Source organism: Burkholderia sp. AU31652 (assembly GCF_002223155.1).
Classification (GTDB): Bacteria; Pseudomonadota; Gammaproteobacteria; order Burkholderiales; family Burkholderiaceae; genus Burkholderia.
The window spans coordinates 1,165,712-1,178,867 of record NZ_NKFG01000005.1; the positions used below are offsets into that span (position 1 = coordinate 1,165,712).

At 67.6% G+C, this 13,156-nt stretch carries 11 protein-coding genes; 7 read left to right on the forward strand and 4 right to left on the reverse strand.

Features of this window, described 5'->3' with window-relative positions; translation table 11 throughout:
- The first annotated feature begins 345 nt into the window (after positions 1-345).
- Positions 346-843 carry an SRPBCC family protein gene (locus tag CFB40_RS22835; RefSeq protein WP_089432454.1) on the forward strand — a complete coding sequence of 166 codons (498 nt, stop codon included), beginning with the start codon at positions 346-348 and terminating at the stop codon, positions 841-843.
- Positions 844-907: 64 nt separating this feature from the next.
- Here CFB40_RS22835 and CFB40_RS22840 read toward each other — a convergent pair whose 3' ends face one another.
- Positions 908-1,630, reverse strand: coding sequence for a haloacid dehalogenase type II (locus CFB40_RS22840; RefSeq protein ID WP_089432455.1), 723 nt, complete (start codon positions 1,628-1,630; stop codon positions 908-910).
- Between the two features lie 124 nt (positions 1,631-1,754).
- Positions 1,755-2,393, reverse strand: a complete 639-nt coding sequence (locus CFB40_RS22845; RefSeq protein ID WP_089432456.1) for a hydrolase — start codon at positions 2,391-2,393, stop codon at positions 1,755-1,757.
- Positions 2,394-2,581: 188 nt separating this feature from the next.
- Here CFB40_RS22845 and CFB40_RS22850 point away from each other — a divergent pair, with 188 nt between their 5' ends.
- From CFB40_RS22850 to CFB40_RS22870, 5 genes are all read left to right on the forward strand, one after another.
- On the forward strand, positions 2,582-3,475 hold the full coding sequence (locus CFB40_RS22850; protein WP_043179391.1) for a LysR substrate-binding domain-containing protein: 894 nt from the start codon (positions 2,582-2,584) through the stop codon (positions 3,473-3,475).
- 362 nt (positions 3,476-3,837) lie between these two features.
- A complete protein-coding gene (locus tag CFB40_RS22855; protein ID WP_089432457.1) occupies positions 3,838-4,245 on the forward strand; it encodes a hypothetical protein in 408 nt (135 codons plus the stop codon).
- 58 nt (positions 4,246-4,303) lie between these two features.
- A complete protein-coding gene (locus tag CFB40_RS22860; protein ID WP_089432458.1) occupies positions 4,304-5,938 on the forward strand; it encodes an LVIVD repeat-containing protein in 1,635 nt (544 codons plus the stop codon).
- Positions 5,939-6,030: 92 nt separating this feature from the next.
- Positions 6,031-7,353 (forward strand): DUF6765 family protein, encoded by a 1,323-nt coding sequence (locus CFB40_RS22865; RefSeq protein WP_256976884.1) that lies wholly within the window; start codon positions 6,031-6,033, stop codon positions 7,351-7,353.
- A 1-nt stretch (position 7,354) separates the two neighbouring features.
- The gene (locus CFB40_RS22870) at positions 7,355-8,851 is read left to right on the forward strand and encodes a hypothetical protein (RefSeq protein ID WP_256976885.1); all 1,497 of its coding nucleotides are present in this window, start codon (positions 7,355-7,357) and stop codon (positions 8,849-8,851) included.
- Here CFB40_RS22870 and CFB40_RS22875 read toward each other — a convergent pair.
- Together CFB40_RS22875 and CFB40_RS22880 are read right to left on the reverse strand one after the other, a co-directional pair.
- Positions 8,814-9,749, reverse strand: a complete 936-nt coding sequence (locus CFB40_RS22875; RefSeq protein WP_089433284.1) for an AraC family transcriptional regulator — start codon at positions 9,747-9,749, stop codon at positions 8,814-8,816. The two genes, CFB40_RS22870 and CFB40_RS22875, sit on opposite strands and share 38 nt — an antisense overlap.
- Positions 9,750-9,982: 233 nt before the next feature.
- Positions 9,983-11,842, reverse strand: coding sequence for a sulfatase-like hydrolase/transferase (locus CFB40_RS22880; protein ID WP_089433286.1), 1,860 nt, complete (start codon positions 11,840-11,842; stop codon positions 9,983-9,985).
- A 134-nt stretch (positions 11,843-11,976) separates the two neighbouring features.
- On the opposite strand from CFB40_RS22880, the gene CFB40_RS22885 reads away from it, so the two are divergent.
- On the forward strand, positions 11,977-12,993 hold the full coding sequence (locus CFB40_RS22885) for a LysR substrate-binding domain-containing protein (RefSeq protein WP_089429134.1): 1,017 nt from the start codon (positions 11,977-11,979) through the stop codon (positions 12,991-12,993).
- Positions 12,994-13,156: the final 163 nt, after the last annotated feature.

The following is a 13,156-nucleotide window of genomic DNA, read 5'->3' on the forward strand; positions in this document are numbered from 1 at the left end:
CAGCGTAACCAAGGGATGCGCTTCACCGCTCTAGTGTTTGATCAGATCGTTTGGTAGTCAGTTCGCGCCAGCCGTAGTTCGAAGGTACTCGTGATACGACCATGCATCGAAGCATTTCCGTGGCTGAAGATGGTCCGTACTGAATGCCGACGACATCACGCAATGTTGTTGGCTGACCTGTCGCGAGGACTAGGGCAAGCTGCGATGGGAGACTGCACTATGGATTTACTATGTGCGGCTGCTGCGCGGAACTACTGACGGCGGGTGTCCGCGTCGCTAAGATTCGCTGGGACATAGGGCCTATCATGCCATCATGGCCGCACCGACAGCCGCCAGGAGACGGTCGTGGAAATTCATTCGCAGTGGACGTTCGATTGCCGGCCCGAGCATGTCTGGCCGCATTTTCTCCATGCCCGGATGGACGACACGCGGCCGTTGCTGTTCCGCCTCGGCGTGCCGAAGCCGGTCAGTTGCCGCGTGCTCGAAGGCGTGCCGGCCGTCGGCAACACGCGGCAGTGCACGACCGATCGCGGCACCATCGACCAGCGGATTCTCGTGCTCGACGAGCCTCGCCGGCTGCGTTACCGGATGGTGGCGTCGACGGTGTGGTGCCGCGACTGGGTCGGCCTGCTCGAGGACGAATTCACGCTGACGCCGATCGAGGGCGGCAGGACCCGCGTCGAACGGCGCACCGTGTTCAGCGCACGCGGCCTCTTCAAGCCGGTTCGGCAGATCGGGTTGTGGTTCGCGTTGCAGCAGGCGCACCGGTATGCGGCCCGCAACTGGCGGCGCCTCGCGATGGCGGCGCAGGGGCGGGCGGCCGAGATGGCGCCGGCGCGCTAGGCCTTGGGCGCCGGCGCTCGACGAGCCGCTGGCCACCCCGCGATCGCGCACCGGCACCCGGTTTTCAACCCGGGCACTCGAGCCGGTCCGCGAGTTCGTTCAGATCCCTGACGTCGAAGTCCCACGCATCATCGGCTTTCAGGTCGGTCGTCTGGCCCGGGCCGTGTTCGGTCGGCCGCAGCACGAACGCGGTCGACAGTCCCTGCCGGCGCGCGGCCGCGAGATCGCCGTTGTGCGCGGCGACCAGGCACAGCTCGGGCGGTTCGACGCCGAGAATCTCGACCGTATCGCTATAGACCTGCGGCGACGGCTTGTACGCGCGAACCACCTCCGCACCGAGAATCGCATCCCACGGCAGCCCCGCGCGTTTCGCGACGTCGACCATCAGCCGGATGTTGCCGTTCGACAGCGGCGCGATGATGAAGCGTCGCTTCAGCCGTTGCAGCGCCGCGACGGCGTCGGGCCACGGGTCGAGGCTGTGCCACGCGAGGTTGAGCGCGTCGATGTCGGCGTCGGGCACGTCGTCGATCCCGTAGCGGTCGAGCGTGCGGACCAGGTTCTCGCGGTGCAGGACGTCGAGCCGCACGTAGCGGCGGCGTCCGCTGCGGATTTCTTCCATCGACGGCGAATATTCGGCCCGCCATGCATCGGCGAATTCGAGCGGGTCGAGCGCGGGGGCATAGCGGTCGAGGAACGCGGCGGCGCCGCGTGCGACGCCGCTTCTCCAGTCGACGATCGTTCCGAAGACATCGAAAACGAGCGCCTTGATTTCGGCAGGGTTCGTCATGGTGATCCAGTGAGGGTCGATCGATGAGGTGGCGAATCGCCGTGCCGCCCGACTGCGCGACGCCGGTTCGATCGTCATTGAATCACGGATACGGAAAGGCGGTTTGGCCGGCCGTGCAGCCCGGTCAGCTCTTGTCGTACGAGAACTGGATGCCTGCCGTGCCGCCGGTTTCGATGAACAGGTCGATGAAGGCCGGCACGGTGGCGCTGCGCGCCCAGTCGCGCTGCCACTCGCAGAACAGCTGCGCGACGCTGATCATCCGGCCGCCGGCCTGCTCGATGCGGCGCAGCGCCGCGTCGTGCGCGGCAACCGACGTGCCGCCCACCGCGTCGACGACCACATACACCTCGTAGCCGGCCTTCAGCGCGTCGAGCGCCGGGAACGTCAGGCACGCTTCGGTCCACAGCGCGGTCATGATCAGCTTCTTGCGGCCGGTCGCCTCGACGGCCTGGCGGAACTCGACGTCTTCCCACGAATTGATGCTCGTGCGGTCGTAGGTCGGATGGCCTTCCAGCGCCGCGCGCAGTTGCGGGATCGGCGGCTTGTTCAGGCCGGTCTTCACGTTGACGGTCGAGTGGACGATCGGCAGGCCGTACGCGACGGCCGCCTTCGACGCGCCGACGATGTTGTTGATCAGCAGCTGGCGATCCATCGACGCGATGGAGTTCACCTGGACCGGCTGGTAATCGATGACGATGAACGCCGCATTCTGCGGGGTGAGCAGGTGGTCGTTCGCGGGGTCGCGAATCGGTTCGCTTGCCATGGTTGCCTCCAGAGACAGTGCAGGAAGTGAAGGGGAGTGCCGACGGGCCGGGGCGGCAGAGGGGCCGGACGGAAACCGTCCGGGCCACTGCGACGACCGCGATACACGTCGAATCAAGATGCTATTCGTGCAACAAACGGCGTTCCAGTCCGTTAAAATGCCGTCAATGTTCTATGAGTGGAACAATCATGGATGACCTGAACGACCTCTACTACTTCGTGAAGGTGGTCGAACACGGCGGGTTCACGCAGGCGGGGCGCGCGCTGGACGTGCCGAAATCGACGCTGAGCCGGCGCATCGCGGCACTGGAGGCGCAATACGACGTGCGGCTGCTGCAGCGCACGACGCGCCGGTTCACGGTGACGGAGACCGGGCGCGAATTCTACGAGCGGTGCCTCGCCGTGCTGGTCGAAGCCGAGGCGGCGCGCGAGGTGATCGAGCGCCGGCACGCGGAGCCGCGAGGCATCGTCCGCGTGAGCTGCCCGACCGCGCTGCTCGAATACCGGGTGAGCGAACTGATCGCACGCTTCATGGCGATTCATCCGCAGGTGCAGGTCCATCTCGAGGCGACGAATCGGCGCGTCGACCTGTTGAGCGAAGGCATCGACCTTGCGTTGCGCGTGCGCTTTCCGCCGCTGGAGGACAGCGATCTCGTGATGCGCATCCTCGGCGACAGCCCGCAGCGGCTGGTGGCTGCGCCGCACTGGCTGGGCGGGCGCGCCGCGCCGTCGGATCCCGCCGAACTCGCTGGCGTGCCGAGCCTCGACTGGGGGCCGGCGCGGCATCACGTGTGGCAACTGGTCGGGCCGAACGGCGAGCAGGTGCCATTGCGCCATCACCCGCGCTTCATTACCGACGATCTGCATGCGCTGCGCGATGCGGCGATTCACGGCGTCGGCATCGTGCAACTGCCGTGCATGGTCGTCGAGGACGACCTGCGCAACGGCACGCTGGTCGACGTGCTGCCCGGATGGGCGCCGAAGGGCGGCGTGATCCACGCGGTGTTTCCGTCGCGGCGCGGGCTGCTGCCGCGCGTGCGTCTGTTGATCGACTTCCTGGCCGAACACATCCGCAGGGATTGACGCGCGGCGGCCGCGTTCGGCGTGTTGCCGCCGGGCGCGCCGAGGCGGCCGGTGCATCCCGTCGCGCTTTTATCGCATCGAGGCCGTCGCCCCGGTTGCGGCGTGAGATCGAACCGCCCGGCATCGACGCGCGCGAATCGCCCGTCGTGCGTCCTCGGCTCGCGAGATTCTCGTGTGGCGATTCCCGAATCCGGCGTGCAACCTTGCCCGGCCGCCCCGGCTCGGGTTACTCCGGACGCAATTTTCCGACAACCCGCAATAAGCAGATATCGCTGCACCCAACCGCTCTCTACCATTCGTCGAACGGCTGAGCGCCGCGACGATACGGCGCGGCACGCCTGCCGACGAAACGGAGCGTCGCCATGGAGGAGAGGAATCCGCGACCGCGGCGTCGACTCGTCGCGTTGATCTCGACCGTGTCGGCGCTGGTGTTCGCCTACGGTGTGGCACGACATCTGTCGCACGCGTCGACACGCCCCCCGGATCAACAGGTTTTTTCCGTCGACGTCGATCGGGACAGGGCACCCTGGGAGCGATCCGTGATCGCGATTCGCGAAGGCGTGCCGGCGCATATCCGCGTGCGTTCGCGCGAGGCGGGCGTGCTGATGGCGCATGAAATCCCGGGTGCGCTTGCGGCCTGCACATCCGGAACCGATCAGTCGATGGACATTCTCCCGGTCGGGATCACCGGGCGCTTTTCGCTGCACTTTCACAGCCGGACCGGCGAGCAGATCGAGGTGGCCGTCATCGAGATCTATCCGGATAACTAACGATAAAGACGGAACGGAACGAAATTCGAAACGAAGTTCGAAACAGGAGGAGGCAAAGATGCACGCACTGAATCGCCTGGCGATCGCGTTATCGCTCGGCACACTCATGCTCGCCGGCTGCGGCGGAGACGACAACGTCACGACGAGCGCGACGCCCGCCGTATCGGTGGCCGACTACGTCGTGCCGCGCGTGCCCGGCTGCAGCCCCGGCGATACGCCCGAGACGGCGCTGCAAGGGCAGGTGCCCGCCGCGCTGCGCCAGTCCGGGTTCGGCGGCTTCAACTGCAACCTGAAGCGCGTCAGCCAGGTGCAGGGCGAAGGCGCGTCGTGGTCGGCGGCGACCTACACCGACCGGCAGGGCAAGACCTGCTTCTACCATGCGACGATGGGCGCCACACCGGCCTTCAACAACCCCGATGCACCGCCGCGCGTGAACCCTGGGGTGCCGGTGATCGACATCACCGATCCGGCCAAGCCGGTGCGGGTGAGTTCGCTGACGTCCACGGCGATGATCGATCCGTGGGAATCGCTGCGCGTGAACGTCGCGCGCGGGATTCTCGCCGCCGATAACGGGCTCGGCGGCGGCGCCGGCCCCGAAGTCGACCTGTACGACGTAGCGACCGACTGCACGCGCCCGCAACTGCTCGCGAGCGTACCGATCGGCACGGGCGCCGACGGCGGCATTCTCCCGAGTGCCAGGCCGATGGGCCATGAAGGCGGTTTTTCCCCGGACGGCTTCACGTATTACATCGGCGGCGCCTATTCGAAGTCCTACTATGCGGTCGACGTGACGATCCCGACGCGGCCTAAGCTGATTTCTGCGATCACGATGGCCGACCTGGGCTTCGGGGCGGTTCCGCACGGGCTGTCGGTGAGCCAGGACGGCAACCGCGCATACTTCATCGGCCTCGGCAACACGGGCGCGGCGGCCGGGGCGGGTGCACCGCCGCTGGACAACGCGAACTCGAACGGCGACAACGGGTTCTTCGTCATCGACACCAGCGAAGTGCAGAGCCGGCGCCCGAATGCGCAGATGCACCGGATCGCGACGGTGCCGGTGCGCGACGGCAGTGCGGGCCAGCATACGATTCCGTTCATGGTGGGCGGCAAGCCCTATCTGGTCGAAGTGGATGAAGGCGGCTCGGGCGGAATCCAGGATCCGGGTGCGGCAGGCGTGAAGGCCGCGTGCAATGCGGGGATGACGCCATTCCCGCTGGGCCATATCTACGACATGTCGAACGAGGCGGCGCCCAAGCTCGTGTCCGAGCTGCGGCTCGAAACGCATGCGGTGCAGAACTGCAGCAAGGTGATGCCCGACATTCTCGGTCTTTCCACGTTCACGTACGGGTCGCACTACTGCAGCGTCGACAACCGGCAGAACGCCACGGCGCTCGCGTGCAGCTACTTCAACTCCGGCGTGCGTGTGTTCGACATTCGCGATCCGGCGAAGCCCAAGGAAATTGCGTACTACAACCCGCCTTCGGCAAAGTCGCCCGGCGCCGGTTCCGCGCACCTGATGTTCGGCCAGTACCGCCCGGGCGGCCCGGACTGGTGTGCGTCGCGTCTCGATTTCGACTTCGACCGCCACCTGCTGACCACGGCGTGCCAGGACAACGGCCTGCTCGTGCTGTCGTTCGAGAACGGCGCGTGGCCGTTCCCTGAAAGCACGAAAGCAACGGAGATCGGCAATTGATGCGTAGCACACGGGTTGCGCGCGGACAGTCGCGCGAGGGGGGCGCTACCGGCAGGGCAGGCCTGCGAGGCCGCGCCCGGAGCAATCCGGGCGTGGCCGGGCTGGCCCTGCTGGCGGCGCTTGCGATGCCGCTGACGTGCTCGGGGTTCGAAGCGGACGTGCACTTCGGCCTCACGTTCTGGCTCGCGCGGCAGGCGGGGTTCGCGCCCGGCGAGGCCGATGCGATTGCGCTCGCCGACCAGCGGCTGGATGCCGGCTCGATCGAATACATGACGTCGCCGCTGCAGTTCGCGTGCCTGTCGCGCTTCGCGCCCGATGCTCAGGATGCCCAGGCGGCCCACTATCCGGGCGAGACGCGGGTGCCGGCCGCTGCCACAGCCCGTCGCGTGGTGCCGGACGGCCCGGCGTCGCGGTCGTTGGTCGAAACCGCGCTACGGCGTGCGGAAGGGCGCAACGCGGGAATCATGTTGGGTGAGTTCGGCCGGGCGCTGCATGCGCTGCAGGATGCGTGGGCGCACCAGGGTACGCCGTCCGCACCCGACTGGCGCCGCTATGGGATCGAATGCGACGCCGGTCTGGCGATGGCCGCGCCAGTCGAGCGCGGTGGTCCGGCCGGCCACGCCGCCGAGATGACCTGGCGTTGGCCCGTCGATACGGAGGCGATGGCGAAGTCGACGTATCTCCAGATGATTCGTTATCCGAAGATCAACGGCGCGTCGAGAAATGCGCTGCCGTGGGAGCAGGTCCGGCCGATGCTTGCCGGTTTCATCGACGCGCGGACCAAGCACGCGAAAGCGGGCTGGTTCGTCGCGAATGGCGTGAAGGACACATCGTTTCTCGACGGCACGAGCCTGCCTGACGGGCCCGCCTGGCAGGCGGTCCGCTGGCACGGCCGGCGCGACGTGCCGAAGCCGCCCTCGCCGGGCGCGCAACCCGACGTCGACAAGGGGCTCGCCGATTTCTACGCGCGCTTCTTCAGCGACTGGGTCACGACGTCGCCGGTGGACAGGCGCTGGCTGCCCGCACTGGCTGCCGGCCGCGCCGGCAAGCCCGACGGCGCGCTGGTCGAGCAATTGACCGGCTGGCGCTTGCGGGATCACGGTGCCTATCTCGCCATCGGAACCCCGTCGCAGCCGACGGCAAGCGCCAGCGCGATCTTGCGCAACCGTGCGTCGTTCGCGGTCTTCAAGTCGTTGAACGATGCGGTGTTGCCACTCATCGTGGAGGGCGACAAGCCGTCGCCGATCCTGCCGTTCCTGGTGTTTCCGCTGCCCGATTCGGCGGACGGCAACAAGCGCGCCGTCGCGTTGATCAAGCTGCTCGATGCGCCGTACGACACGATCGGCGTGGTGTCGGAGCAGGGAAGCGGGGCCGGCTGGAAGGTCACGGGACTGATTGCGTCATCCGATTACTGACATGCACGACGACTTCGAATCTCATGCGACTCACCCGGCCAGCCGCCACGTACCGCGCCGTAACGCGTGGCGGGTCGCGGGGGCTGCGGCGCTGCTAGCCTGCGCGCCGATCGGTGCCGATGCGCATGCGTGGAATATTCCCTACTACCTGCCGGTGCCGTTGTGGCTCTATGCATACGCGGCCACCGGCACGCTCGTGGTGTCCTTCATGATCCTGGCGTTCGCGTCGGGCTCGGGCGCGCGCGCGCCGGTGACCCGATCGCGGCGGGCATGGCGGATACCGGCCATGGCGCTCGCCGCGTGGCAGGCCGTCAGCCTGAGCTTCGTCGTCCTGCTGATCGTGTCTGGCCTCTTCGGCACCCAGAACCCGTTCGTCAATCTCGGCATGTCGGGATTCTGGCTCTGGTTCTACCTGGGGTCGATCTATGTCAGCGCGGTGTTCGGCGACCTCTATGCGTTCACGAATCCATTCGCATTGATGTTGCGGATCGCGGCGCGCTGCGTCCCGGCAATCGACCGGGGCCGGTATCGCTATCCGCGTGGCCTTGCGTCGTACCCCGCGCTGTTCGTGTATGTGGCCCTGATCGCGCTGGAGCTGTTCGGCGCGGCACGGCCGCGAGACGCCAGCCTGTTTCTTGCCGGCTATGCAATCTACGCACTGGCCGGTTCATTCTGCTTCGGCCGCGACGTGTGGCTCAGGCATTTCGATGCATTCGGCATCCTGTGCGGATTGTGCGCGCGACTGTCGCCAATCGAATGGCGTCGCGGGTCGGCGCGCGAAATCGGCATCAGGCTGAGGAATCCGGTCGCCGCGATGGCCGCGGAGCCGCCGTTCCACACCAGCGTCGTGATCTTCCTGTCGTTCATGTTGTCGTCGACGGCCTACGACGGCCTGCGCGATACGGCCGTCTGGAACACCTTCTTCTGGCGCGGCATCTATCCGCTGATCGTCGCGGCGTTGCCGGCGCTCAAGAACAACTACGCGATTGCGGGAGACCTCGTGCTCGCCGGGCAGTGGGCGACCTTTGCCGCGGTCGGGCTGGCCTACCATGGGCTGTTCCGGGGCTTCTGCACGCTCGGCGCGGCGGGGGCGCGTTCGGGGCTGGATGGCAGCACGTTTGCGCGGCAGTTCTGCCTGTTGCTGTTGCCGATCGCGCTGTTCTACAACGTGTGCCACTACTTCACGCTGTTCATCGATCAGGGGCGGCAGGTCGTTTCACTGCTGTCCGATCCGCTCGGCATCGGCTGGAACCTGCTGTCGATCGAACCGGCGCAGGTCGCGCCGACCGCGCTCCTGATCAACGTCGGCACCATTTGGCACGCGCAGGTCCTGCTGATTCTCGCGGGCCATGTGCTGAGCGTGGTCGTCACGCACGCGATCGCCGTCCGTCATCGCGTGCTGGCCGGCACCGTGGTGCTCAACCAGTTGCCGATGCTGGTGCTGACGATCGCGCTGACGATCAGCGGCCTGTGGATCCTGTCGCTGCCGCTCGCGTGACGTTCGCGGCACGCGGCTTGAGCTCGGACGGCGAGCATCCCCACCGTTTGCGGAAGGTTGCGGAGAAGTGGCTGGTGGTCGAAAAGCCGCATGCGAGCGCGGCCTCGGTCACATCGCATCGTCCGCGTTCGATCAGGTCGCGGGCGGCCTGCAGCCGGGTTTCGACGATGTACTGATGCGGCGTCATCCCGTTGGCCTTCTTGAAGTTCCGGATGAACGAATACAGGTCGCCGGGGTAGTCGACCGCTTCGGCCAGCGTCACGAGCGTCAGCGGATCGCGGAAGTTGTCGCGGATGTACTCGACGGCCCGTCGCATGCCCTGCGCATGCGTGTACTCACGCGCCTTGCGTGTCGACTCGAGATACGACATGCGGCCGAGCGCGGCCGCGCCGAGGGTTTCGACGTAGGTCGGCCCCGACGGCATCCCCGCGACCGCATCTTCATGGATGCTCCGGATGATCTGCACGAGCAGATCGTCGCTTACGTCGAAGCGGGGCACGGCCGGCACGGTCGGCGTGCTGGCCAGCAGGCCGGAGCGCGACAGCCAGGCCACGTCGAAGTGGACGGCGAGCCACTCGATGTCGTTCGACCAGCGGCTGGAACACGCGAAGCCGGGCGGCACGTAGGTCAACGGCGTGCGCATCACATGCGCGGCCCAGCCGTTGCCGTCGGTGCGCATCTCCAGTCCCGTCGGTGCACGCAAGTGCAGCGTGAAGACGGGCTCGGTCGTCTCGAGATCGATCACCTCCGACGCATTCGCGATGTAGTGATCGATCGCGACGACGCCGCGCGACGGCGTCGCCAGCTGCCGTTTCCAGCTCGCGGGCGGTTGCCAGTTCGACCGGCGTCCGTCGGGATGTTTCGCACACACATAGCTCAACGCTGGCCGGTTCTGCATGCCGTTTCCCTTCATGTTGCCTGGACCCGGGCGAAGCGCACGCTCGCCGCGATGATCCGTCCTGGAGAATCAGCACACTGTAGGGCGTCATGCTTACTCGATGCTTACCTGTCTTGAGCGATGACGAAAAGAGACGCCCCGCGTACGGCGCGCATGGCGCGACCGTACGGCAGGGGGTCACGGGACGCGGAATCGTCCGATGATTGCCCGGTTCGGAAGAAAGCCGGCCGCCTTCAATGCCACTTGCGGATCTGCACCTGCACCTTGCCGTCGCGGATCGGCATGACGTCGGGACTGTCGTCGCCTACCTCGCTCGCGATCAGGTCGTTCAGGCGGGCGTTCATCGCGAGCAGCAGCTCGCCGTGCTTTTTCCGGTCCATCGCGAGATTGCGCATCTCGCCCGGATCGCTCGCGATATCGAACAGCTCGACGTCGTTGCGCGCGAACAAGCCCTCCATCGTCGTCGGCCGGTTGAATTCGAGCGGCGAGAAATAGCGCGTGAACCGGTAGCGGCCGTCGAACACGCTGCGGATCGTGCCGCGCAACCGGAAATCGGGCTGCTGCGCGAGCGCGCGGCGCAGCAGCTCGTCCTCGGGCACGCCTTTCTGGCGCATCGTGCCCAGTTCCTTCAGCATCCATTCGCTGTCGTAGTAGAGCAGCATCGCGTAGTTGAACAGCGTGGCATCGCGCGCCGCGTGCAGCTTCGCGTCGGCCGGCTTCGCGAGCCAGCGCGTGAGGTCGTGCCCCTTCAGCGCGCTGCCGCGAATCGACGCGAGCCGCGCATCGTCGAGACCGGTGAGCCCGAGCAGCGTCGGCGCGATGTCGATGTGCGACGTCAGCGCATCGCACTGCATGCCGCCCGGATACGCGGGATGGCGGATCACGAGCGGCACGTGGTTCTGCGGCTGGTACGCGGTCGCGCCCTTGCCGACGAGCTGGTGCGCGCCGATGTGATCGCCGTGGTCGGCCGTCATCACGACGATCGTGCGTTCGTCGAGGCCGAGCGACTGCAGCGATTGCAGCAGGCGCACGACATGCGTGTCGCAGTCGCGTACGCAGTTGAAGTAGTTGTCCTGATAGATGCGCAGGCGTTCGTCGGTGAACGGATAGCGTCCGACCAGGTTCGCATGCGCGGCGTTGAACATTCCGTGCGCCGGCGGCCGCCCCGGCTCGTCGTAGGGCTGCCGCCGCGAAGCCGCGAGCGGCACGTCGTGCCATGACGTGCGATACAGCGCGTCGTTCGGCGGCGGCGCGTTGCCGAGCATCGGGTGGTTCGCGTCCTGCACTGTCGAGCCGTTCGTGTCGGTCTTCACGAACATCGCGTCGTGCGGGTTCACCAGGTTCACCGCGAGGAACCACGGCTTGCCTTCCTTCGCGAGACGCGGCGCGTGGTTGCGCATCCAGCTCACCGCCGCCTCGGCCGTGATCCCGTCGTACTGGTAGCCGCCGCGCACCATCCCGATCAGGTCGCCCACGCCGAAATAGTCGTCGAAGCCGTACGACCGGATCGTGCGGTTGTAGTCGGCCACGGGTGCCGTATACGGGCTCGCGGTTTCGTGCATCGACGCGCTCAGGTGCCACTTGCCGAGATACGCGGCGTAGTAGCCGGCATCGCGCAGCATGTGACCAACGGTGCGCACGTCCGGCGACATGTCCTTCTGCCAGGGCACGCCCGCGTTGTCGAGCACGCCGGTGTGCTGGATGTGCTGCCCGGTGTAGACCGTCGAGCGCGACGGCGAGCACACGCAGGCGGCGATCTGGTGGTGCATGAACGTGATGCCGTCTCGCCGCAGCGCTTCGCGGCCCGGCACCGGGAACGGCCAGCGATCGAAGTGGCGCTCCTGGTCGGTCAGGATGAACAGGATGTTGTAGCCGGCGGGCGGCGCGGCGGGCGCGGTCGTCGCGCCGTGGAACGCGGGCGCGGGATCGACGCCCGCGCCGGCGGCGACCGGGGTGACCGGGGCGGCCGGCGGCGCGCTCGCGGCCAGCGCGTCGGCGCCGAAGCCGGCCGCCGCGACTGCCGCGCCGGCCCGCTTGAGGAACTGGCGCCGCGGGGTGGGTTCGGCGGCGGGGGTGTCCTGATCGTCTTTCACGTCGGCTGTCTCCTGGTCATGCCGGCTCGTGCCGGGGGTTTTCATGCGGACGACTATGCGGCAGGATCATGTATCGATCGATGAAAGATCAGGGTCGATTGATAACCTGACGAATATGAATGACGGAGGCGCCCGTGACCTACGATCCACGCGGCCCGGCCCGCCGCACGCGGCCGGAACCGCTCGCGCCGCCCGGCGCGCCGGCCCACGAGCAGCGCATCGCGCAGGCGCTGCGCCGGCTGCGCGTGCGCGACATGGAAACGCTCGACTCGCTCGGGCGCACACGCAGCTTCGCGCGCACGGCCGAGGCCGCGTCGATCACGCAGCCCGCGTTGTCGAAATGGCTGCGCGAGCTCGAGGACGCGCTCGGCCTGCCGCTGTTCGAACGCACGTCGCGGCGCGTCGCGCCGACCGTCTACGGCGATGCGCTGCTCGAATGCATCGGCCGCGTGTTGACCGACATGCGCGGCGTCGCGCCCGCGTTCGACGCGTTGCGTACCGGCACCGGCCGCCCGGTGTCGATCGGCCTGCTGCCGAACATGGCGCCGCAACTGATTCCGGGCGCGCTGGCGTGGCTGCGGGAAGCCGGCCGCGCGGTGCAGCTCAACGTGCGCGAGGACACGCTCGACCGGATGCTCGCGCAGGCGCAGCGCCACGAGCTCGACCTGCTCGTGTGCCGGCTCGACGCATCGGCGCTGAGCGCGGGGCTCGACGTCGCGCCGCTGTATCGCGACGACATGATCGTCGTGTGCGGGCCGCGCCATCCGCTGCTCAGGCGCGCGCGGATCGGCTGGCGCGACGCGGCCGCGTTCCCGTGGATCGCGCCGCCGCTCGGGTCGCCCGCGCGCACGGCGCTGGACGCCGAGTTCGCGAATGCGGGCTTGCCGCCACCGCCCGTGCTGATGGAATCGGTGTCATGGCAGACCAACCGCATGGTGGCCGGGCAGTCGCCTTGCCTGTTCGTGCAGTCGGCCCGCGCGTTCGAGCTGGCCGTGCGCGCAGGGGAGCGGGTCGGCCGGTTGCCGCTGAAGCTGTCGACGATGCCGGACACGGTCGGCGCGCTGTATTCGGCACCCGCGGGCGTGTCGGTCGCGGCCGCGATCGATGCATTGAAGGCCGTGACGCGCATGGAGCCCGGCGCGGTGGCATGAAGGCGAACGGAGCCGGGCGCCGCCACAATCTGACGAACGGTTTGCATGCTCGCCGCGCACCACGCGCGGCGTTGCCCCGGGTTGTCGCGCCGTGCGCAAGTCTTTCGGCGAGCTGACTGCCGGCGGCAACCGCCGTGCCGACCACGCGTAACCCCTGATGCAC

Bases quoted from the DNA above. Each gene is read 5' to 3' on its own strand.
- CFB40_RS22840 (WP_089432455.1), bottom strand. From the start codon at position 1,630: ATGACGAACCCTGCCGAAATCAAGGCGCTCGTTTTCGATGTCTTCGGA.
- CFB40_RS22845 (WP_089432456.1), bottom strand. From the start codon at position 2,393: ATGGCAAGCGAACCGATTCGCGACCCCGCGAACGACCACCTGCTCACC.
- CFB40_RS22850 (WP_043179391.1), top strand. From the start codon at position 2,582: ATGGATGACCTGAACGACCTCTACTACTTCGTGAAGGTGGTCGAACAC.
- CFB40_RS22855 (WP_089432457.1), top strand. From the start codon at position 3,838: ATGGAGGAGAGGAATCCGCGACCGCGGCGTCGACTCGTCGCGTTGATC.
- CFB40_RS22860 (WP_089432458.1), top strand. From the start codon at position 4,304: ATGCACGCACTGAATCGCCTGGCGATCGCGTTATCGCTCGGCACACTC.
- CFB40_RS22870 (WP_256976885.1), top strand. From the start codon at position 7,355: ATGCACGACGACTTCGAATCTCATGCGACTCACCCGGCCAGCCGCCAC.
- CFB40_RS22875 (WP_089433284.1), bottom strand. From the start codon at position 9,749: ATGCAGAACCGGCCAGCGTTGAGCTATGTGTGTGCGAAACATCCCGAC.